Raw genomic sequence first — 19,961 nt, forward strand, 5'->3', positions numbered from 1 at the left:
CGATTATTCCAATGCGAAGACGTACGGATAGAGCGGTTGTCCGCCTTTCTGAACTTCCAGCTCCAAATCAGGATATTGCTCGCCTATCCATTCGCAAAGCGAAGCCGTTTCAGCTGCATCCGCTTCCTCGCCGGAGAGAATAGTAAGCAAATCCCCGCCCGCGTCAAGCATGCTCGCGACGAGACCTTGGCAAGCCTCCTGCAATGCTGCTTTGGATACGACAATCGTTTTTTCTTTTATGCCGATATAATCGCCCTCGCGAATGTCAACGCCTTCAATGGTCGTGTCGCGAACAGCCTTCGTTACTTGGCCAGAGACGACTTGTTCAGCGGCGTTTTTCATCCACACGCTGTTGCGTTCGGCCGTTTCTTCTTCTTTGAAAGCAAGCACGGCGGCTAGCCCTTGCGGAATCGTTCGCGTCGGTATCACGGTAACGCTGCGCTCGCTAAGCTCGGCTGCCTGCTCCGCGGCTAATATAATATTTCCGTTGTTCGGAAGAATATAGATGTGTTCCGCAGACAAAGCCTCGATTGCCTTAACGAAATCCTCGGTGCTTGGATTCATCGTCTGACCGCCTGACAATACCGTATCGACTTCATTCTCCAAGAAGATGTCCGCGATACCGTCCCCTAAAGCGACCGCTATGATGCCAAAAGGAGCAGTCTCGAAAACTTGTCCGGGCGGAACGCCTTGTACGCCCTCACCTGCCAGCAGCTCAGCTGCCGAATAATCAGGGGTACCGCCACCCGACTGCTCATGCTCAATCAAATCGCGATGCTGCTCTCTCATATTGAGAATATGAATATCAGTTAATTCGCCATAGGGCAGCGAAAAATTGAGAACATCGCCAGGTTTGCGCGAGTGAACGTGTACCTTAATAATGTCGTCTTCTGTAATGACCAATATGGAATCTCCGTCTTTGCTTAGCGCTCGCTTGTAAGCGGGTTCATCAAAAAACGCTCCAGCTTGCCCTTTCAGCTTGCGGTTAATGAAAAACTCCATATCATACAGAAACTCGATTTCTTCTGTCGAAAGACGAGATTGAGCCGATACCTGATCTAGCCTGCGAACAGGAATAGGAGTAGTTGGTACCGCTACCGCTTCGGGAGGAGCAGCTTCAGAAGCCATAGAATACGCATCTAGTTGTCCGTCTGCTCCGTCTGCTTCAGCAAGACTGCGCATGAAACCTTCATAAATAAACACAAGACCTTGTCCGCCGGAATCCACAACACCTACCTGCTTCAGTACAGGCAATAGATCAGGCGTACGCTGAAGTGCCTCATATGCCTTTTGATGCACCTCGTGCATCAGCTCGGCCACATCATTCGTTCGGCGGGCGTACTGCACGGCATGCTTGGCTGCTTCTTTGGCAACAGTAAGAATCGTTCCTTCTACTGGTTTTACGACAGCTTTATAAGCGAGGTCAACACCGTATTGCAAAGCAGCGGCCAGTTGCACCGTTCCTGCTTCTTCAAGACCGGCAAGCGATCTGGAGAAACCACGGAACAACTGTGACAGAATAACGCCAGAGTTTCCACGGGCGCCCATAAGCAAGCCCTTGGATAATACCTCTGTCGTTTTTCCGATGCTGTTTGAAGGCTTGCTGCGGAGCTCGCGAACGCCGGAGGACATCGTCAAATTCATGTTTGTTCCTGTGTCGCCATCCGGCACCGGAAATACATTCAATGCGTTAACATGCTCCGCGTTACGCTGCAAATAATCCGCGCCGAGCAGTGCCATTGCGGCAAAATCAGATCCGTTTATAAAGCGCTTACTCAACGACATTTCCCTCCCTGTTACTTAAGTACCCTGACATCCTGCACAATTATATGGACTTCTTCCACTTGTAGACCAATCACGTCATTCAGCACATATTTTACTTTGGATTGAATATTATGCGCTACCTCGGAAATTTTTGTTCCATAGCTTACGATGATGTAGAGATCAATATGCAATTTTTCGTTCACTCGTCTAACTTCAACGCCTCGAGTTAAATTATCTCGTCCGAGCAACTCGGCAATTCCGTCCTTCAGCTGTTTGCGTGAAGCCATCCCGACGAGTCCATAACAATCCATGGCCGCAGAGCCGGCAATAACGGCTATGCAGTGATCAGAGACATGGATCGAACCGAGTTCGGTGCTTAACTGCATTGGCATGGAAATTCACTCCCTTACTGTAACAATTATGGACTAAGTACCATTGTACTATAAACGGCTCCTTTATAGAAGTCCGATCAAAAAAACCAGTGTTACCGAGGTATAATAGGTCTCGGCGGACATCGAACACAGACATGTCCTCATATTTAGGTTGAATAGAACCAATGTTTATGATACGATATTCAAGTGTGTTTAAATGTTATTTCGATACGAATGAAATTTTCCTCACGCATAACGAGCCCTATTATGGAATACGTTTTGCTCACGCAAGATTTAAAGGAGGTGTAGTCATGTCACGCAAATGTTTTCTTACAGGTAAAGCACCTGGTAAAGGTAACAACGTTTCCCACGCTAACAACAAAACTCGTCGTTCATGGGGCGTAAACGTGCAAAAGGTTCGCATTTTGGTTGACGGTAAACCGAAACGTGTTTATGTTAGCACTCGCGCACTGAAAGCTGGTAAAGTTACCCGCGTATAATGATGGCTTCGGCCATAGACAAAAGCACCTGAGCTCTCAGGTGCTTTTCTTTTGCTTTTACACGATCACGGCCGAAGGGTGTCCTGCAGCATCTGACCTAATTTTTTTGGAAGGTATTCAAAATCGCCTTTACGAATCCGCCCAAAAATTTAGGCAGTTTGATTGTATAAAATTTCATGCCTCATCCCTCCTCAGACACGCTCATCGAATTTATCCGTGACAACATTGCTACGCTCATGTAAACATCCTATGCGTCGTCAGTTTGTCCTATTCCATCGCGAGCCTGCCTGGGGAGCCCGTTTATGCGCCTGTTAACGCATCCGGATTGTCCTTTATATAAATAAACATCGAATAAAAAACAGCAAATATTAGAAAAAACACAATCGACAGAACAAAAAATGTTATTCTATAGCCCAGTGTCTCGAACCTTCGGAAGAAACGAATGCCTATGTACAAAGCCAGCAATGAAAAGAGATAACGATAAAAATCCTCGATTACGGTAAATAGCGTAATCAACAGTCCCGCAGTGAACGTGTAGGCGATAAGCCAAAACGTTGTCTTTACCTTCTCATTCATGTTTCAGCCCCTAGCGCAGTACAGCGATAGCAGCTGTACGGTCCTGTTCTGCAAACACAGCATTGCCTGCCACAAGCACGTTAGCTCCCGCCTCGCGAATAACAGCGGCAGTGGCTGCATTAACGCCGCCGTCTACCTGTACAAACACCTCATCAAGCCCTTGTTCTTCAAGCATCGCGCGCAGCTGGCGCAGCTTCACTAACGAATATGGAATGAACTTCTGCCCGCCAAAGCCCGGGTTAACCGTCATGATAAGCACGAGATCAAGATCATGAAGAATCGGCTCCAGAATGGAGACGGGAGTAGCTGGATTAATAGCAACGCCTGCCGGCAATCCCTTTTCCTTAATATAATGCACCGTTCTATGCAAGTGCACGCAAGCCTCGGCATGAATCGTAATCCGGTCTGCGCCTGCAGCAATATAATCGGCAATTGAAAGCTCCGGACGCTCGATCATAAGATGTACGTCAAAAGGGAGTTTTGTCGTTGGCCGAATAGCCGAAATGACAGGCGGCCCGAACGTTAAGTTCGGTACAAAATGTCCATCCATTACGTCAATATGAATCCAATCTGCCCCTGCCGCTTCCACGGCTTGGACTTCCTCTCCAAGCCTCGCGAAATTAGCTGATAGTATGGAAGGCGCAATAATCGTCATAGTTGTTAGTACCTCCGTTTTTTGTCTTTCATTTCCGCTAGAAACAGCAAGTAATGCTCATGCCTGCTTTTCTCGATTTCACCGCTCTCTACTGCAGCGAGCACCGCGCAGCCTGGCTCATGCACATGCGTACAACCACGGAACTTGCAGCTTGGAGAAAGCTTGCGCATCTCGATAAAGCAATATCCTAAATCCTCAATTCCTAGCTCTTGGAAATCCAACTGACTGAAACCAGGCGTATCTGCGACTAAACCGCCGCCAATCTCTATTAGCTCCACATGCCTGGTCGTATGCTTGCCGCGCCCCAGTCGATTGCTGATTTCATTGGTTTCTAGCTGAAGACCTGGAACGATTGCATTAAGCAGCGATGATTTGCCTACGCCGGATTGACCCGCAAACACGGCAAGATGGCCCTGCAGTCTCTCTTGAAATGGTGTAATGCCTTCACCAAGACGGGAGCTTGTCCCGTATACTTCATAGCCAAGAGCACGATAAATTCGGTTAACGGAGGCTGCCGCAGCTTGTGCCTCCGCAGTCTCCAAACCATCGTTCTCCAAATCTTGCTTGCTTAAGCAAAGGACAGCGGGGATGCCTGCATGCTCGATATGCACGAGAAACTTATCAAGCAGCTGTAAATTAAGTGCAGGCTCCGTTACGGAGAACACAAGAATGGCAAGATCAATATTAGCCACTGGAGGACGAATCAGCTCCGAAGAACGAGGAAGAAGCTCCTCGACAGTTCCCTCTCCGTTCTCCGTTAAGCTGTACATCACGCGGTCTCCGACTAACGGCGTCAATCCTCTGTTTTTGAAAACGCCGCGTCCTCGGCACTGAATCGTTGCCGAATCCGATGCCGTATTCTCAGCCCTCACATAATAGTAGCCGCTCAAGGCTTTGACAATCGTACCTTTAAGATGATTTTCTTTACTGTTGTGGCTCATGCTAAGGCTGCTGCTCTGACTGCTCTTGTTGCTGTTCTTGCTGCTCTTCTTCAATTGGCTCATCGCTTTCGGTAACCTCCGCTTGTGCCGGTGCTTCTGTCGGCTGCACTTCTTCACCTGGAATGTTCAAGGTGGATGAATTCGATCCTTGCAATAGTTCTTCATAGGTAATGGTTTTCGAATCGATAAACTGGTTATCTCGGTAAACCGTCACCCTTGCTTCGGTATCAGGTGCTACGAGTACGGTAACAGGAAACGTTTGCGTTGTCGTGATTTGGCGTTTATCCCACTCAATATTCTCCCCACGAGAATCAGAATATACGATGCGGATTTCGCTCGTCTTGCCGGCTTCCGCAGGTGAGATCGTTATATTGAATTGATGCTCCTTCGCGTCAGCAGGCGGTCCCGAACTGACTCGAATTGACAGTACAGCACCTTTGGACACTTGGTCCTTCGGTTTATAAGGATCTTGGCTGATGACATAGTTTTTCTGATGCAAGTAGCTCGGCTCATATAAGATATCTGCGTCATCGAGCGTCAACTCGTTAGCCTTGATTAAATCCTTCGCTTCATCCAAGCTTTTACCGATCAGGTTCGGCATAGGAACGGTCTCGCGGCCTTTGCTGACCGTGAAGGTGAACTCTACCGATTCTGGATTGTACTCCTCGCCTGGCTCTGGAGACTGCTGAATAACCGTATCGGGAGCTTCCTCACTATACAACGGAACGATGACAATCTGCTTCTCAGAGATGCCTAACGCCCCAAGCTCATCGATAGCTGTCTGCAGCGCTTTTCCTACATAATTGCCGAGCTCTTCCAGCTCAGGTCCGTCACTTACCGTAATTTGAATAAGCGAGCCTTCCTTGACTCTCATATTCATCTTCGACTGACTTAGCACCTGATCCTTCGGAATTTCCTTATGGTGCTCATGGACAACAGGATCCTCTATTTTGAGACCCGCAGCCTCAATCATTTGTCTAGCTTCGATTTCCGTCTTGCCAACGACATAAGGCACATTAACCTCTGCCACGTCCAGAACGCCAAGCAGCCAAATAAAGCCGCCAATGAACAAACCTAATATGATAAGCGTAACGCCAACGATAGTTAACGGCTTCTTCCAGCCTTTGGGCTTCGCAGCTGCCGCTTCTTCCTCTTTGTAAGCTTTATCTCCGGATGCAGCCGTTTTTGCAATAGGACGCTCTCTCTCGGCCGTCTCTACCGCTCTAATATCGCCGCGGATAGCAGGCATCACTCGCGTTTCTTCCATATCATTCACATGAACGAAAGTGATCTTCGGTTCCTTCAGTCGATCGGGACGAAGACATGTATCCAGATCTGCTTGCATTTCATGGGCAGAAGCGTAACGTTCACTCGGATTTTTCCGCATCGCTTTGAGGATAACATTCTCTACGCTTTGCGGAATATGAGGATTTACGACACGAGGATCCTCGAAATTTTCCTGCAAATGCTTGAGTGCAACACTAATTGGACTCTCGCCAAGAAACGGAAGCTTCGCAGTCAGCATTTGGTAGAGCACAATACCAAGTGAATATAGGTCAGACTTCTCTCCGGTATTGACCCCCTTCGCATGCTCGGGGGAGAAATAGTGGACAGATCCGATGACGGATCCCGTCTGTGTGATCGTCGATGATGTAACCGCACGGGCAATCCCGAAATCCGTTACCTTCACTCGTCCGTTTTTTCCGATTAAAATGTTATGAGGCTTAATATCACGGTGGATAATATGATTCTGATGCGCATGATCGAGAGCATCAGCGATTTGCATGGCAATGCGCACCGCTTCTTCTGGCTGCAACGGCGCACGCTCTTGTATAATTTCATTTAAGTTGTGGCCTTCAATGTACTCCATGACGATATAATGTATGTCTTCTTCTTGTCCTACATCATAGATGCTGACGACGTTCGGATGAGACAGCGCAGCCGCCGATTGTGCCTCACGACGAAACCTTCGTATAAATTCCTCGTCATGTACAAATTGCTGACGCAGCACCTTTACCGCAACCTTGCGATTCAGAAGCACATCATGCGCTTTGTAGACAAGCGCCATTCCGCCTCCGCCGATACGTGTCAATATTTCATAACGTCCGCCTAAATCCTGTCCGATCATCCTAGTCACTCCCCTCGATTCGTGCTGCCCGCTTCTTGCAGAAGAACGACTGTAATGTTGTCGTCCCCGCCAGCATGCAGTGCAAGCTGAATGAGATGATCAGCTTTGGCTTCCAGCTCCAGCTGCTCTGTCGTGACCGTTTGCAGCATTTGCTGCTCGCTCACCAGATTCGATAATCCGTCGCTGCAAAGCAGCAGGACGTCTTCCGGCGACCATTCCACCGATTGCACTTCGATCTCGACTTGCGAATCCGTACCGACTGCGCGTGTTAGCACATTACGGCGCGGATGATGGGCAGCTTCTTCGGCACTCAGCTGGCCGGATTTAACCAATTCGTTAACCAGCGTATGATCATTCGTAATTTGCGTGATCACGCCTTCTTTAATCTTGTATGCACGGCTGTCGCCAACATGTCCAATAATAGCATTGTCCTGCTTAACAAGCGCAGCGACGATGGTGGTACCCATGTTATGATAGCGCTCATTGCGTGAGGCCATCTCGAAAACAGCTTCATTCGCTTGCGAAATCGCTTGGCGAATAAGCATCTTCCCTTCCTGCAAAGACAAGTCGGCTTTCGCTGCGCTTTGCTCCAGCATGCTGCGGAACGCGTCTACAGCCTTTTGGCTGGCGACGTCTCCGGCTTGATGACCGCCCATGCCATCTGCTACGATGGCAATTGTGATCCCATTATTCAATTGACTAACCCATGATTGATCTTCATTCACATGACGAACCCGTCCAATATCACTGCGGTTTGCCGTTAACAATCAGTCATCACCTCGCCTGAGACTCCATATGTTTCGCTCTTAACTGGCCGCATGCAGCCGCAATATCATGACCTTGCTCCCTACGAATCGTAACGCTCACTTTATTCCGTTCCAATACGCGTTGGAATTCAAATATGTCCTCGCGCGGCGTCCGAACGTAGTTCCGTTCAGGAACATGGTTAACTGGAATCAAGTTGACATGACATAACATGCCTTGCAATACATCCGCCAGCTCCTGCGCATGCTCTGCACGGTCATTTACCCCGCCGATCAAGGCATACTCGAACGTGATTCTCCGGCCTGTTTTGGCGATATAGTTATGGCAAGCAGCCATTACATCTTCGAATGGGAAACGACGGTTAACCGGCATAAGCTTCGAGCGCAGCGCGTCATTCGGCGCATGAATCGACAGAGCAAGGTTAATTTGCGTATTTTCCTCCGCGAATTTATACATGCTCGGCACGATACCGCTCGTTGATACCGTAATATGGCGTTGGCCAATGTTCAGTCCCTTCTCGTGAATCATGATGCGAAGGAACGTCATAGTGGCGTCATAATTCTCGAACGGTTCGCCCGAGCCCATAATGACGATGCTCGATACGCGCTCTCCGGTAGCGTCCAGCATCTGTTGTGCCGTTACCACCTGCGCTACGATTTCACCAGCGGTCAGGTTACGTTTCAATCCGCCGAGCGTCGATGCGCAGAACGTGCAGCCGATTCGGCAGCCGACTTGAGTCGTCACGCAGATGCTGTTCCCATAGTTGTGGCGCATAATAACCGTTTCAATCGCATGCGCATCATGAAGGCCAAACAGAAACTTAACCGTTCCATCCTTCGATTCGAACTTCGTTATTTCGCTGAGCGTTACAAACTGAAAGCTCTCTTCAAGCTTATCCCGCAGCGTCTTGGATAGGTTGGACATATCTTCAAAGCTCTTTACCCGCTTCACATAAAGCCAATCAAACAACTGTCCGCCTCGAAATGCGGGCTCTCCGTTGTCTTTCATCCATTGTTGAAGCTGTTCGAGCGTGTAGTCATATATGCATGGTTTCATTTCATCACACCTGTACCTTATAGTAGGGCGGCTCTATGTTCTGAACGCCGCCATCGATTTATTTTACCACAAACGCCCATGTTCAGCCATAAGCGCCGCTTAAGAGCGTTTAATCATCCTTGCAATGTAAAAGCCGTCACTGTCAAAATGCTGAGGAAGCAGCTGTGCTTGTCCTTCGAAATGCTCATCGATCACACCGGCCTTCCTAAGCTGATCCAAGATCGGTTCCGGCCAGCCCGGATCTAATTCAAATTCAGAATGCGCCTGAAGAAAGTCGGCAATCTGCTTCTCGTTCTCGTCTCTCTCAATCGTACAAGTGCTGTACACGAGCACGCCGCCTGGCCGCACTAAATCGCATACTGCATTCAGCAGTCGATGTTGTACAGCAGCAATATCAGAAACATCACCTAACGTTTTGGTCCATTTGATTTCGGGCTTACGTTTAATGACGCCAAAGCCTGAGCACGGCGCGTCCAAAAGCACGGCGTCCATCGAATTCGGCTTAAAGCGATCCGCAAGCTTCAGCGCATCCTCGGTAATCGCCTCTACGTTGCGAAGCTTAAGACGTTCGGATTGCGTGACGATCAAATCTCGTTTATGAGCATGCAAATCATTCGCCCATACCTTGCCTTTGCCCTCCATCAGCTCCGCCAAGTGTGTGCTCTTGCCGCCTGGCGCAGCACAGCAGTCCAGCACCTGCATGCCTGCTTTCGGCGCTACAACCTCCGCAACGAGCATGGAGCTCTCATCCTGCACGGACCATAATCCGTCGCGGAATCCGGCTGTATCCGCTAGATTGCCACCGCGTTCAACCGCAATGCCCGCGGGCGCAACAGCCGACGGCTTCGCATCGTAACCGGCTTCCATTAGAAGCGCAATAGCATCCTCGCGGCTTCCCTTTAACGAATTGACACGCACGCTTGAATGAGGATGCGCATTGCCTGCAGCGCATATCCGTTCGGCTTGGTCTGCACCATATGCGGATACCCAGCGGCTTACCAGCCATTCCGGATAAGAATGGCGCAATGCGATTTGGACAATTGGATCGGCGTGCTTAATCGCAGACGCCTGAAGCTCGTCCCGGCCTCGGTCAATGCTGCGAAGCACGCCATTCACCATGCCGGAAATCCCGGAGTGGCCGCGCTTCTTCGCAATTGTAACCGCCTCGTTAACCGCGGCATGCGCAGGTATCCTATCCAAATACAGAAGCTGATAAGCACTCATTCGGAGCAGCTGGTGAACCCAAGGCTCAAGCTTGTTCAAGCCTTTGGAAACAAACCGGCCAAGCCAGTAATCGAGTGTGGCTTGACGCTGGATTGTCCCGTATACGAGCTCTGTGACGAGCCCGGCATCTGCTCGCTGCAGTCCCGCGTCCTGAAGGGTGCGGTTCAACTGCAGATTGCTGTAAGCTCCTGTCTGCGCAACCTTGACCAGCGTATCCATAGCCAGCTCCCGCGGGGATTTCGCCTTGCGGCTGCCCGCCTGCTGCGAGGCTTGTACGGCCTGAGCCGGTTTGTTCCCGGAAATAGGACGCTTATGTCCGTTTTTCGCCTTCGGCTTGGCGTTTGCAGACTGACTGCCCTGATGATTCAGGTTCTTTTTATGTGTTCCACTATCCGTCATGCCGCACCTCCGCGCCTAACAAAGTGTCCGTTTCAAGACGCGCGCCCTTCAACCACTCTGCGGCATTCATCACTCGCTTGCCTGCTGGCTGAATCTCCTTCAATAAAAGAACGCCATCGCCAGTCTGGACATGAATGCCCTGGCTGTCTGCTGCAAGCACAGCTCCGGGTGCTGCCGATCTAATCGGAGTCTGAGATTCCGCTTCGGCGCACGCCCATATTTTGAATACCTCGCCGTTCAAATAAGTGAAGGCGCCTGCCATCGGAGACAAGCCGCGAACCTGATTGAAAACCTCACGAGCTGATTTGGCCCAATCGATAAGCTCGTCCTCACGCGTTAGGTTTGGCGCATAAGTTGCCTGTTCATGCTGCTGCGGAATAGCTTTCGCCTCTCCCGACATGATAGACGGCAGCGTTTCTCTCAGCAGCTCTGCGCCAGCGAGACTTAGCTTCTCGAACATCGTACCGGAAGTATCCTCATCCGTAATCGGAAGCTCGACGACACTAATCATATCGCCGGTATCCAGACCTTCGGCCATATACATAATTGTAACGCCTGTAGAGCTTTCTCCATTAATGATGGATCTCTGGATAGGCGCTCCGCCGCGATATTTCGGAAGCAAGGAGCCATGCACATTAATGCAGCCAAGCCGCGGGATATCGAGCAGTGCCTTAGGTAAAATTTGACCATAGGCCGCCGTTACGATCAAATCCGGCTTCAGCTCCGCGATTGCAGCAACAGCATCCGCATTGCGCATTCGCTCCGGCTGCAGCACAGGCAGATTGAACGACAACGCCGCTTCCTTTACAGGCGGCGGCGTGAGCGTTTTTTTGCGGCCCTTCGGCCGATCAGGCTGCGTGACAACGGCAACGACATTGTACTGCTGCTCAAGAAGCAGCTTTAAAGAGGGAACGGCAAAATCCGGCGTTCCCATAAATACGATACGCATGAAGCTATTCGCCGCCTTTTCTAGCTCTTTCCGAAATGTCGTAGATGCTCTCCGCCAAATCGGTAAACAAAATGCCGTTCAAATGGTCGACCTCATGCTGGAAAGCACGCGCAAAATAACCTGTTGCCTCGACCGTAAACGACTGACCGCTGCTGTCTTGGCCTGTAACTACGATACGGTCCGCACGCAATACGTCACCGTTAAGATTCGGAATGCTCAAGCAGCCTTCTGGACCAAGCTGTTCGCCTTCCTGCTCCACAATAACAGGATTGACCATTTCCACCAATCCATTCTCATCGCCGACATCTACCACGATAACCCGCTTCGAGATGCCGATTTGAGGCGCGGCAAGGCCTACTCCCTCTGCGTCGTACATCGTCTCTGCCATATCTTTAAGCAACTTCTGCAAATTTGCGTTGAACTTCGTTACTTCCTTTGCCAGTTCCCGCAATACCGGGTCCGGCTCTTTCACAATTATACGGATACTCATTGTATTCCCTTCCTTTACGATCATTAAAATAGTAATAGCTATTTATAATATAACTTGTGGATCCACGTCAATACTGAATTGCACAAGACGCTGCGGCGGTCCGCCCGTGAATGGCAAGAGTGCTTTACGGACAAGCGCGGAAGCATCGATGCTCCCCCGATATTTTATCACACATTGAAAACGGTAGCGATCTTTGATTCTTGAAATCGGCGACGCCACTGGACCAAGCACTTCGAGCGCTCTCCCAAAGCCGCTGCTAAGCGAAATCAGAACCCCTTCATTCTCGGCAATCTCACGCAGCTCAGATGCAAAGCCCTCGCTGACGGTAGACAGCAGCGGCAGCTGCTCATGCGACATCGTGACAAGAATCAGCCTGCAGTATGGCGGATATCCCATTGCGCTGCGATGGCGAAGCTCCTCGCTTACGAATGCTGCATAATCATGCTGCTGCGCTGTAACGACGGCATAATGCTCAGGCACGTAGGTTTGAATAACGACCTCGCCGGGCAAATGATGCCTCCCCGCCCGTCCGGCAACCTGGGTGAGCAATTGAAACGTGCGCTCGGCTGCGCGGAAATCAGGCAGATTAAGGGATGTATCCGCTGCGATAACGCCGACAAGCGTGACGTAAGGGAAATCAAGACCTTTTGCCACCATTTGCGTGCCTAGCAATACATCTGCCTTCCGGTCGCCGAACTGCTTCAGCAGCTTCTCATGCGAATTTTTTTCGGTCGTGGTATCCACATCCATCCGAATGACCCTAATGCCAGGAAAAAGCTTGGAGAGCTCCTCCTCTACCCGCTGGGTTCCGGTTCCGAAATAGCGGATATGCTCGCTTTGGCAGGAAGGACAAGTCGCCGGCGCCTGCTCTGCATGGCCGCAATAGTGGCAGCGCAGCGCACGCGATTTCTGATGATAGGTTAGCGAAATATCGCAATGCGGACAAGCTGCCGTGTAGCCGCAAGAGCGGCACATCACAAAGGTCGAATACCCTCTTCGATTAAGCAGCAGCACAGATTGCTCACCTCGCTCCAGCCTATCGGCAAGCGAGCTGTGAAGCAAGCGGCTGAACATGGAACGATTGCCTTCCTTCAGCTCCTCGCGCATATCGATGACCGTGACAGGCGGCAGCGGCCTCCCGCCTACACGCACTGGCATAGGAAGCAGAGCCGGCTCACGTCCTTCATCCTTAGCTGTCAACGGCCTGCTTGCCGCTGCGAATGACTCCAGGGAAGGCGTCGCGGAGCCGAGTACTACCGCAGCCCCGTGCTGTCTTGCCCTACGAACGGCAACGTCGCGCGCATGATATTTCGGACTCTCCTCCTGTTTGTAGGAAGATTCATGCTCCTCGTCAATTATAATAAGCCCAATGCGCTCAAAGGGTGCAAATATAGCTGATCGCGCCCCAATCGCGACCTGCACCTGACGGCTGCGGATTTTACGCCACTCGTCGTAACGCTCCCCGTTAGAGAGCCTGCTGTGGAGCACAGCCACAGCATCGCCGAAACGTCCCTTGAAACGTTCCACCATCTGGGGGGTTAAGGAGATTTCCGGAACCAATACGATCGCTTGCTTTTCCTGCTCCAAACAAAATTGGATGGACTGCAAATAAACCTCAGTCTTCCCACTCCCCGTTACGCCATGCAGCAGCATCGTCTTCGGCTCGCCCGCATCAACGGCTCTTATGATACGGTCATATACCTCGTTCTGACCCTCGGTCAATGCAAGCGGCATCGTTCGATCAAATTCCCTCCCTGCATAAGGGTCGCGCTGCTGCTCAACCTCTCTCAATTCAAGCAGTCCTTTCTCAGCCAGCGAGCGGACGCTTGCTGCCGAGCCTCCCGCTTCAGCAAGAAGCTGCTGAAGCACCATTGGCTCTCCTCGCTCCAGCATAAAAGCAAGAACTTCGCGTTGCTTACCCGCACGCGCCGGCAATGCCGCTAATTGTGTACGGACCTTCCCTACATCATCGGGCAAATAAACGGTGAGCACCTTGCGAATAGCCAGCCGATCCCGCACCTTCGTATGCTCAACCAGTACCCCTTCACGCAGCGCGGACTTCACTGACTTTGCGTACTCAGGGAAACGCTCGAGCAGCACATCCAGCTTAACCAGCTGGCTGCCCATCCACTCAGTCATGGCAAGCGGCAAATCCTCGCTAGCCGATTCCGCGTCTTGAATGCACACGAGCCTTTCCGCCTTGCCCTTCAAGGCTCCCGGTATCATTGCCTGCAGCGCTGTTGTCCAGGAGCAGCAATATTTCTCGCTCATCCATTTCGCCAACTCGATCAAGTCAGGAAGCAGCGGGGGCACATGATCGAGCAGCTCGGCAATCGGCTTCAGCCGCTTCGAATCGAAATCCGACGTATCGGCCAGCTCAGTCACGAATCCTTGCAGCACGCGCCCTCCGAAGGGTACGCCGACACGGCTGCCTACCTCGATCCAGTCGGCAAATGCAGCAGGCACCTCATAATCAAACGGCCGATCCGTCTGGCGGCTCGGCACGTCTACAATGACTTTGGCAATCATTTGCTGCTCCCTCCAGCAGCGTTCATCCGCGCTTCGATCAGCTCAAGCAAGCGGGTCGCAACCTCGCGCTTCGACAGCAGCGGCATTGAATCCACTAGCCCCTCCGAGCTGTATACTTGAACGATGTTCGTATCACCGTTGAAGCCAGCTCCGTCCTTGGCTACATCATTGGCTACGATAAGGTCGCAATTCTTACGTCGAAGCTTGTCCATTGCATACCGCTCCACTTGGTCCGTTTCCGCCGCAAAGCCGACTAAAAATTGATGCTGCTTCCGCTGTCCCAGCGTTTCAAGAATGTCGACCGTACGTTCAAGCTCCAGTACGAGCTTTTCGCCCGTTTTTTTCAGCTTCTGACCACTGATCTGAGCTGCCCTGTAATCCGCGACCGCCGCAGCTTTGATGACGATATCCATATCCGCGAACCTGCCAGTCACTGCCTCCAGCATTTCCTGCGCCGATTCTACGCGTATTACGTTCACCCCTGAAGGAACAGCAGCCGTTGTTCTTCCTGCAATTAGCGTTACATCCGCTCCCATCAGCTGCGCGGCTTCCGCAATCGCAAATCCCATTTTGCCTGACGAGTCGTTTGTCAGAAACCGGACCGGATCCAGTCTCTCCATTGTACCGCCAGCAGTAACGAGTACGCGTTTGCCTTTCAGCTTGGCTCCTCTGCTGAACCAAGAGCCGATTGCTGCCACAATATCCTCGGGTTCTGCAAGCCGGCCTTTGGCTACATAGCCGCAAGCGAGCTGACCTGTTCCCGGCTCAACAAACATCACCCCGCGTGCTGCCAGCAGCTCTAAATTGCTGACAACCGCAGGATGCTCATACATATGTACATTCATAGCCGGAGCAATAAGTACAGGACTTGTTGCTGCCAGAAGCGTCGTGCTCAGCATATCATCGGCATGGCCTCCGGCCAGCTTGGCAATGGCATTGGCAGTAGCCGGAGCAATTACGATTAGATCTGCGTGGTCGGCCAAATGAATATGCGAGACGACAGCAGGGTCACGCTCGTCAAACGTATCGATATGGACGGTATTGCGAGACAACGTTTGCAAAGTAAGCGGCGTGATGAACTTCGTTGCCGATTCGGTCATAATGACATGCACGATTGCTCCTGCCTGAACCAGCTTGCTGCAGAGCGCCGCTCCCTTGTATGCCGCGATTCCGCCTGTGATGCCAAGTATAATCGTTTTTCCTTTTAGCATGGAGTATCTCCTATCAAGCGTAAACGGCTAAAAGCCACTTTGAATACATAAGTCCGTTCCGCATTAAACTGACGAGCCCGCTAGGAAGCTGGCTTATCATTTGTTATTTTAAAAGGGCAAATTCGTCTAAGCCAGGCGGCATCGCTCACCAATCCTTGCGCTCTCTCAAGCTCGTGATTTGCGCAACGTGATGCTTGCCGTGCCAAGCTACGTACCCTAAGAAGTAAGCTAAGCCGATCTGGCTTCCCTTCTCTGGGTGGTAGAACATTTTATCAAAGTCGGCCGTCTCCAACGAGCGCAGCAAAAGCACCAAGCGTGCATGAATGCCTTCCACGATTGAAAGGCTGATTGCAGATGACGCTTGGAGGCTGTCGGCGGTTTCGGCCCAGCGCTCTTCATTAAAAGGCTTGATCGTCGGATTATTCTCCGTAAGTGCGAGCTTGAAGCGTGAAAAATAATTCATCGATGCATCCGCAAGATGATGTGCGACCTGCCTAACGCTCCAGCTGCCGCTCCGATAAGAAGTATCCAGCTGTTCATCGTCCAATTCCGCTAAAGCAGCGCTGAGCTGACCAGGCAGTCTCTCGATGTCGATAATCCACTGTTCACGATGTTTATTGGTCATTCCCTCGAACGAGTACCTGCCAATCGGATAACGTAATTTGTCCATTCCGTTCCCTCCTGTTCATTCGTCCATGATACGCAATTCCCATCAACTATCATAACATAAGCGGCATCAAAATCTAACCAAACCCCATCGTTTTCGAACAAAAAAAAGCGGGAGGCTCCGCATTCCAAATCGGCTGCGCCCCTCCTATGCGTGCTTCAACCGGTGTGCCATCGCATAAAGCTCAGCAATATCAAAACGCCCGATTTCCTCAAACCTTCTTACAGCTTCGTCGATCGATACCACTACTACAATTGCAACCTGCTCGCCATCCGGCGGGTTTAGCGGCTTTCCTGTTAGCTTGACCTCACCGTACCCAACCAACCTAACGAAATTCGGATGCGGAATATGCGGCCGATAAGGCTCGTTTGCTGAGGAATGACAATTGAAGCACCCAAACAGCGTATAATCCGTCAGTTCTGCTCCCAGCTCCTCCAGCACCTCTCTCACCAATGCATCATGATGATGCTCGCCCGGCTCGAGCGTTCCCCCTGCAAGCTCCCATCGTCCGTCCTCGAGCTGCATGACGACATACCCGTCTCCAACCGTTGGTATAATACTAATATTGCTAACCAGCGCAATGTCCACCTCATAATTTTGCGAAAAGCAGTTTTCGACTGCTCCCCAAACGATGCACTTGGATAATGCAGGTGCATTTTCTATAGCAGCATGTTCATTCATGTATCTCAACTTCCTTTTTTCAAATTACAGCTTCTAAATTATCGCTGCTGAATATCGTTAATCTGATTATGACATTCCCTTAGTTTATCAAATCTGAAGCCGATATTCATAATTATACATGTGAAAAAGAAAAAAGAGCGGCTCGGCTATAAATGCCGAGCGGCTCTTTCGTTGCGCTGATCATTATTCTCCAATCAGCATTGCTGTAATTTCCTCTGCTTGCGCTAGAATCGACACGGGATCAAAGTACCAGAAACGGTCAGCGGCCAGTTCGTGAACACGGTTGTTTTTTACAGCAGCCAGCGAGTTCCATATTTCTGTTTTCTTAAACTCGTCGTTGCCGGTCTCTGAGAACAGCAGAATATGGTCGCCTGCATAATCAGGAAGCAATTCGAGCGAAAGCTCCTTCCACTGCGTATCGCCGAACAGCTCGCTGCGAATGCGTTCAGTCGGCTGAAGCTGCAATGCGCCGTATATGGCTTGTCCGCCCCTGCCAAAGTTATCACCGAACGTATATGTCGTTTTTCCGCCTGATTCAAAAATGGAGAACGTTTCATCCTTGCTTACTTTTCCAGAAAGTTTGCCTCTAAGCTCCTCTATCTTCCCATCGTAAGCCGTTAACCAAGCTTCAGCTTCCGCCTGTTTGCCGAGCAGCTCCGCAATTCCTCTCATCTCGGCATGCACGCCCTTGAACGTGGCATTCGTGCCGAATGGAATCGCGACAGTAGGGGCAATTTTGGAAAGCTGGTCGTAGACATTCGCATCCTCTGTCGCCGTAATGATTAGGTCGGGCTCAAGCGATACGACTTTCTCCAGGTTAATAGCGCTTCTTTCGCCAATTCCTTCAATTCCCGCTGCCAAGTCCTTTGTGTAAGGATTATCTATATAATATTGGTCTGCACCGACAGGCTTTACGCCAAGCGCGAGCATCGTCTGCAAATATTGATCCGCTACAATTCGCTTAGGGCTCGCCGGTATTTCCACGTCACCGTTAATCGACTTGTATATCCGTGTGGCATTCTCATCCACAGCCTCTGTCGGGCTAGCGGATGGCGATGGCGATACGGCAGCATTGTTTGTTTGGTTTGGCGCCTCATTTGTACCTGCATTATTCCCGCCGCAGGCCGCCAATAAGGTAATCAATGAAAGTACAATCGTCCCCAGTCCTAATCTCTTTCTCAAGCTTTGCATCCTTCAGTTCCTCTTTCCATCTGTTATTTTGATGCGAATGATTACCATTCTCATGCAATAACAGTAACAGCTCGCGAAGTTATGCGTCCATAGCTAAATGTGATGTTCTCACGACCACTACGAGGTGCTCTTTGAAATAACATGGACGATGTCCTTTAGCTGCTTCTCTGTCGAGGCCGGATCAAATCCATAAAAGGCATGTCCGTCAATGCTATAAATATGATTGTTTTGATAAGCGGGAAGCAGCTGCCAGCAGCGGCGGTTTATGATATTTTGTACTTTGCGCCGTTCCTTAAGATCCTTAGGCAGGACGATGAACATATGATCAGCTGCAAAAGAATGAACCTCCTCCGTTGGCGCCTCCACATATCCAATTCGGTGTGAGCCGTTCTCCATCATACTAAGCGGCGGTGCAAACTGCAAAGCATCGTATAATAGATGGGACGCCCTTCCCCACTTGTCACCAAACACATAGCTGGTTTCGGCTCCAAGCTCGATCACGACCGCCGTCCCCCGTTTGCCAAGGCAATGATCCAATTCACGACTCGCGTGGCCTGCAAGCTCTTCAAGCCGCTTCAGGCAATCCTTGGCTGCGATAGAGCGGTCAACAATCTCTGCAATACGCATAAACTGCTCATCCCAATTCATTTGTTCAAATGGCAGCGACACTAGCGGAGAAATACGCCGCAGCTCCTCCGAGCTTTCCTCGTTCGAAACATAATTCAAAATCAAATCAGGAGATGTCGGGTTAATCGCCGCATACAAATTTTTCGGTACATTCTGGAATAAATGAATCTTGCTTCTTGCAGCTTCCTGTCCGAACAGGTCTAGAGTCCAATTGGAGATAACGGCTAGAGAAGGCATGACACCAAGCGTAAACAGACTAGCCGAATAGTTGTAGGATAACGTGGCGATTCGTTTGGGACGTTTCAAATAAATAGTCGGAGCGTCCCCTGTTATCTGCTTAAAGCGGCGGCTCAAATAGAAGCCATCCTTGTATCCCACGCTCAGCGCAGTCTCATACAAGTCTTTTTTGGAAGTGAACAGCTGCTCCTGAGCGGCACGGATACGAAGCTCGGTCACATACTCTTTAAACGTCTTCCCTGTATGGCGCTTGAACACACGCGAGAAATGCTCCGGACTCACACACGCTCGCTTCGCTTCCGCAGCCCTAGTCATCTCTCCAGCGTAATTCTTTTTAATATAGTCCAGCGCCTTTTCTATCCATTCCGACCCTGCAGCTTCTTTCTCTATCCCTGAATTTGGAATTGCCTGCCTTTCACTCGGACTTCCATCCTCACCTAAAAAGCGCAGCGATTCAGGCATGATTCCCGCACGCAGCTGCTTTCTCCATTGCTCAGCTGCTTCCAGCGTCAATTCACCGATATTCGCAACCAATCGATGCTTCGGTTTGCCGTTCACATCGCGGTAGGATTCAACAATTTTATAGTAGTCATGCTGCTGCTTACTATTTTTCCGCTTTAACGGGACTTTTTTCAAAAACAAGATTCGTCCTCCTCTGATAGGACTACAGACTTGCCAAGACCAAGCCTAACTATCGTCCCCGCTATACATGTTTTCCTTGGAATGCGATGAAGCCCGCTCACAATTGATAACTATTATCAATTATAAAGCAAGAGGCCGCTGCGGGGAAGCGGCATTTATGATTCGGAAATTAATGACTAATAAACTGAAATATGCCAATAAACAGGAGGATACCTATAAACACAATAACAAAAGCAATGGCAAAGCTTGCCATGCCTGAACGACTGCCCTTGGGTTGTGATTTTAACAGCTCCACCTGCTCCTCAAGCTTCTCCAAGGATCGCTTCATTTCTTGAATTTCCTTTTCACTCGCCATTCC

The 19,961-nt window shown here is 50.4% G+C and carries 20 protein-coding genes; 1 reads left to right on the plus strand and 19 read right to left on the minus strand.

Annotation, left to right across the window (positions count from 1 at the left end; translation table 11 throughout):
- Positions 1 to 3 precede the first annotated feature (3 nt).
- Both FHS16_RS11010 and FHS16_RS11015 read right to left on the minus strand, forming a co-directional pair.
- Positions 4 to 1,785, minus strand: a complete 1,782-nt coding sequence (locus tag FHS16_RS11010) for a fatty acid kinase ATP-binding subunit FakA (RefSeq protein WP_246431705.1) — start codon at positions 1,783 to 1,785, stop codon at positions 4 to 6.
- 11 nt (positions 1,786 to 1,796) lie between these two features.
- On the minus strand, positions 1,797 to 2,156 hold the full coding sequence (locus FHS16_RS11015) for an Asp23/Gls24 family envelope stress response protein (RefSeq protein ID WP_183561886.1): 360 nt from the start codon (positions 2,154 to 2,156) through the stop codon (positions 1,797 to 1,799).
- 290 nt (positions 2,157 to 2,446) lie between these two features.
- Here FHS16_RS11015 and rpmB point away from each other — a divergent pair, with 290 nt between their 5' ends.
- Positions 2,447 to 2,635, plus strand: a complete 189-nt coding sequence (gene rpmB / locus FHS16_RS11020) for a 50S ribosomal protein L28 (protein WP_053375639.1) — start codon at positions 2,447 to 2,449, stop codon at positions 2,633 to 2,635.
- 97 nt (positions 2,636 to 2,732) lie between these two features.
- Here rpmB and spoVM read toward each other — a convergent pair whose 3' ends face one another.
- The 17 genes from spoVM to FHS16_RS11105 form a co-directional block, all read right to left on the minus strand.
- Entirely contained in the window at positions 2,733 to 2,813 is an 81-nt protein-coding gene (spoVM, locus tag FHS16_RS11025; RefSeq protein ID WP_010345573.1) for a stage V sporulation protein SpoVM, read from the minus strand.
- A 122-nt stretch (positions 2,814 to 2,935) separates the two neighbouring features.
- Positions 2,936 to 3,211 carry a hypothetical protein gene (locus tag FHS16_RS11030; RefSeq protein WP_183561888.1) on the minus strand — a complete coding sequence of 92 codons (276 nt, stop codon included), beginning with the start codon at positions 3,209 to 3,211 and terminating at the stop codon, positions 2,936 to 2,938.
- Between the two features lie 10 nt (positions 3,212 to 3,221).
- Positions 3,222 to 3,866, minus strand: a complete 645-nt coding sequence (rpe, locus tag FHS16_RS11035; RefSeq protein ID WP_183561890.1) for a ribulose-phosphate 3-epimerase — start codon at positions 3,864 to 3,866, stop codon at positions 3,222 to 3,224.
- A gap of 5 nt (positions 3,867 to 3,871) precedes the next feature.
- Positions 3,872 to 4,807, minus strand: coding sequence for a ribosome small subunit-dependent GTPase A (rsgA, locus tag FHS16_RS11040; protein ID WP_183562156.1), 936 nt, complete (start codon positions 4,805 to 4,807; stop codon positions 3,872 to 3,874).
- Position 4,808: 1 nt separating this feature from the next.
- On the minus strand, positions 4,809 to 6,935 hold the full coding sequence (gene pknB, locus FHS16_RS11045; RefSeq protein WP_183561892.1) for a Stk1 family PASTA domain-containing Ser/Thr kinase: 2,127 nt from the start codon (positions 6,933 to 6,935) through the stop codon (positions 4,809 to 4,811).
- 5 nt (positions 6,936 to 6,940) lie between these two features.
- Positions 6,941 to 7,702 carry a Stp1/IreP family PP2C-type Ser/Thr phosphatase gene (locus FHS16_RS11050; protein ID WP_183561894.1) on the minus strand — a complete coding sequence of 254 codons (762 nt, stop codon included), beginning with the start codon at positions 7,700 to 7,702 and terminating at the stop codon, positions 6,941 to 6,943.
- 7 nt (positions 7,703 to 7,709) lie between these two features.
- Entirely contained in the window at positions 7,710 to 8,756 is a 1,047-nt protein-coding gene (gene rlmN / locus FHS16_RS11055) for a dual-specificity RNA methyltransferase RlmN (RefSeq protein ID WP_183561896.1), read from the minus strand.
- A 99-nt stretch (positions 8,757 to 8,855) separates the two neighbouring features.
- Positions 8,856 to 10,379 carry a 16S rRNA (cytosine(967)-C(5))-methyltransferase RsmB gene (rsmB, locus tag FHS16_RS11060; protein WP_183561899.1) on the minus strand — a complete coding sequence of 508 codons (1,524 nt, stop codon included), beginning with the start codon at positions 10,377 to 10,379 and terminating at the stop codon, positions 8,856 to 8,858.
- Entirely contained in the window at positions 10,369 to 11,328 is a 960-nt protein-coding gene (gene fmt, locus FHS16_RS11065) for a methionyl-tRNA formyltransferase (protein ID WP_183561901.1), read from the minus strand. Before fmt ends, rsmB begins: the two co-directional genes overlap by 11 nt.
- A 4-nt stretch (positions 11,329 to 11,332) precedes the next feature.
- Positions 11,333 to 11,818, minus strand: a complete 486-nt coding sequence (def, locus tag FHS16_RS11070; RefSeq protein WP_221226315.1) for a peptide deformylase — start codon at positions 11,816 to 11,818, stop codon at positions 11,333 to 11,335.
- A 42-nt stretch (positions 11,819 to 11,860) separates the two neighbouring features.
- Complete coding sequence (priA, locus tag FHS16_RS11075; protein WP_183561905.1) at positions 11,861 to 14,347, minus strand: primosomal protein N'; 2,487 nt, start codon at positions 14,345 to 14,347, stop codon at positions 11,861 to 11,863.
- Entirely contained in the window at positions 14,344 to 15,558 is a 1,215-nt protein-coding gene (coaBC, locus tag FHS16_RS11080; protein ID WP_183561907.1) for a bifunctional phosphopantothenoylcysteine decarboxylase/phosphopantothenate--cysteine ligase CoaBC, read from the minus strand. The genes priA and coaBC overlap by 4 nt, the downstream gene beginning before the upstream one ends.
- Positions 15,559 to 15,703: 145 nt before the next feature.
- Positions 15,704 to 16,228, minus strand: coding sequence for a YfiT family bacillithiol transferase (locus FHS16_RS11085; RefSeq protein ID WP_183561909.1), 525 nt, complete (start codon positions 16,226 to 16,228; stop codon positions 15,704 to 15,706).
- 144 nt (positions 16,229 to 16,372) lie between these two features.
- Positions 16,373 to 16,906, minus strand: coding sequence for an NUDIX domain-containing protein (locus FHS16_RS11090; RefSeq protein WP_183561911.1), 534 nt, complete (start codon positions 16,904 to 16,906; stop codon positions 16,373 to 16,375).
- 183 nt (positions 16,907 to 17,089) lie between these two features.
- Positions 17,090 to 18,097, minus strand: coding sequence for an iron-hydroxamate ABC transporter substrate-binding protein (locus tag FHS16_RS11095; RefSeq protein ID WP_183561913.1), 1,008 nt, complete (start codon positions 18,095 to 18,097; stop codon positions 17,090 to 17,092).
- A gap of 117 nt (positions 18,098 to 18,214) precedes the next feature.
- On the minus strand, positions 18,215 to 19,603 hold the full coding sequence (locus FHS16_RS11100; RefSeq protein WP_183561915.1) for an AraC family transcriptional regulator: 1,389 nt from the start codon (positions 19,601 to 19,603) through the stop codon (positions 18,215 to 18,217).
- Between the two features lie 169 nt (positions 19,604 to 19,772).
- Positions 19,773 to 19,958, minus strand: a complete 186-nt coding sequence (locus tag FHS16_RS11105) for a hypothetical protein (RefSeq protein ID WP_183561917.1) — start codon at positions 19,956 to 19,958, stop codon at positions 19,773 to 19,775.
- Positions 19,959 to 19,961 lie beyond the last annotated feature (3 nt).

The sequence above is a fragment of the Paenibacillus endophyticus genome, from assembly GCF_014192395.1.
Taxonomy (GTDB): Bacteria; Bacillota; Bacilli; order Paenibacillales; family Paenibacillaceae; genus Pristimantibacillus; species Pristimantibacillus endophyticus.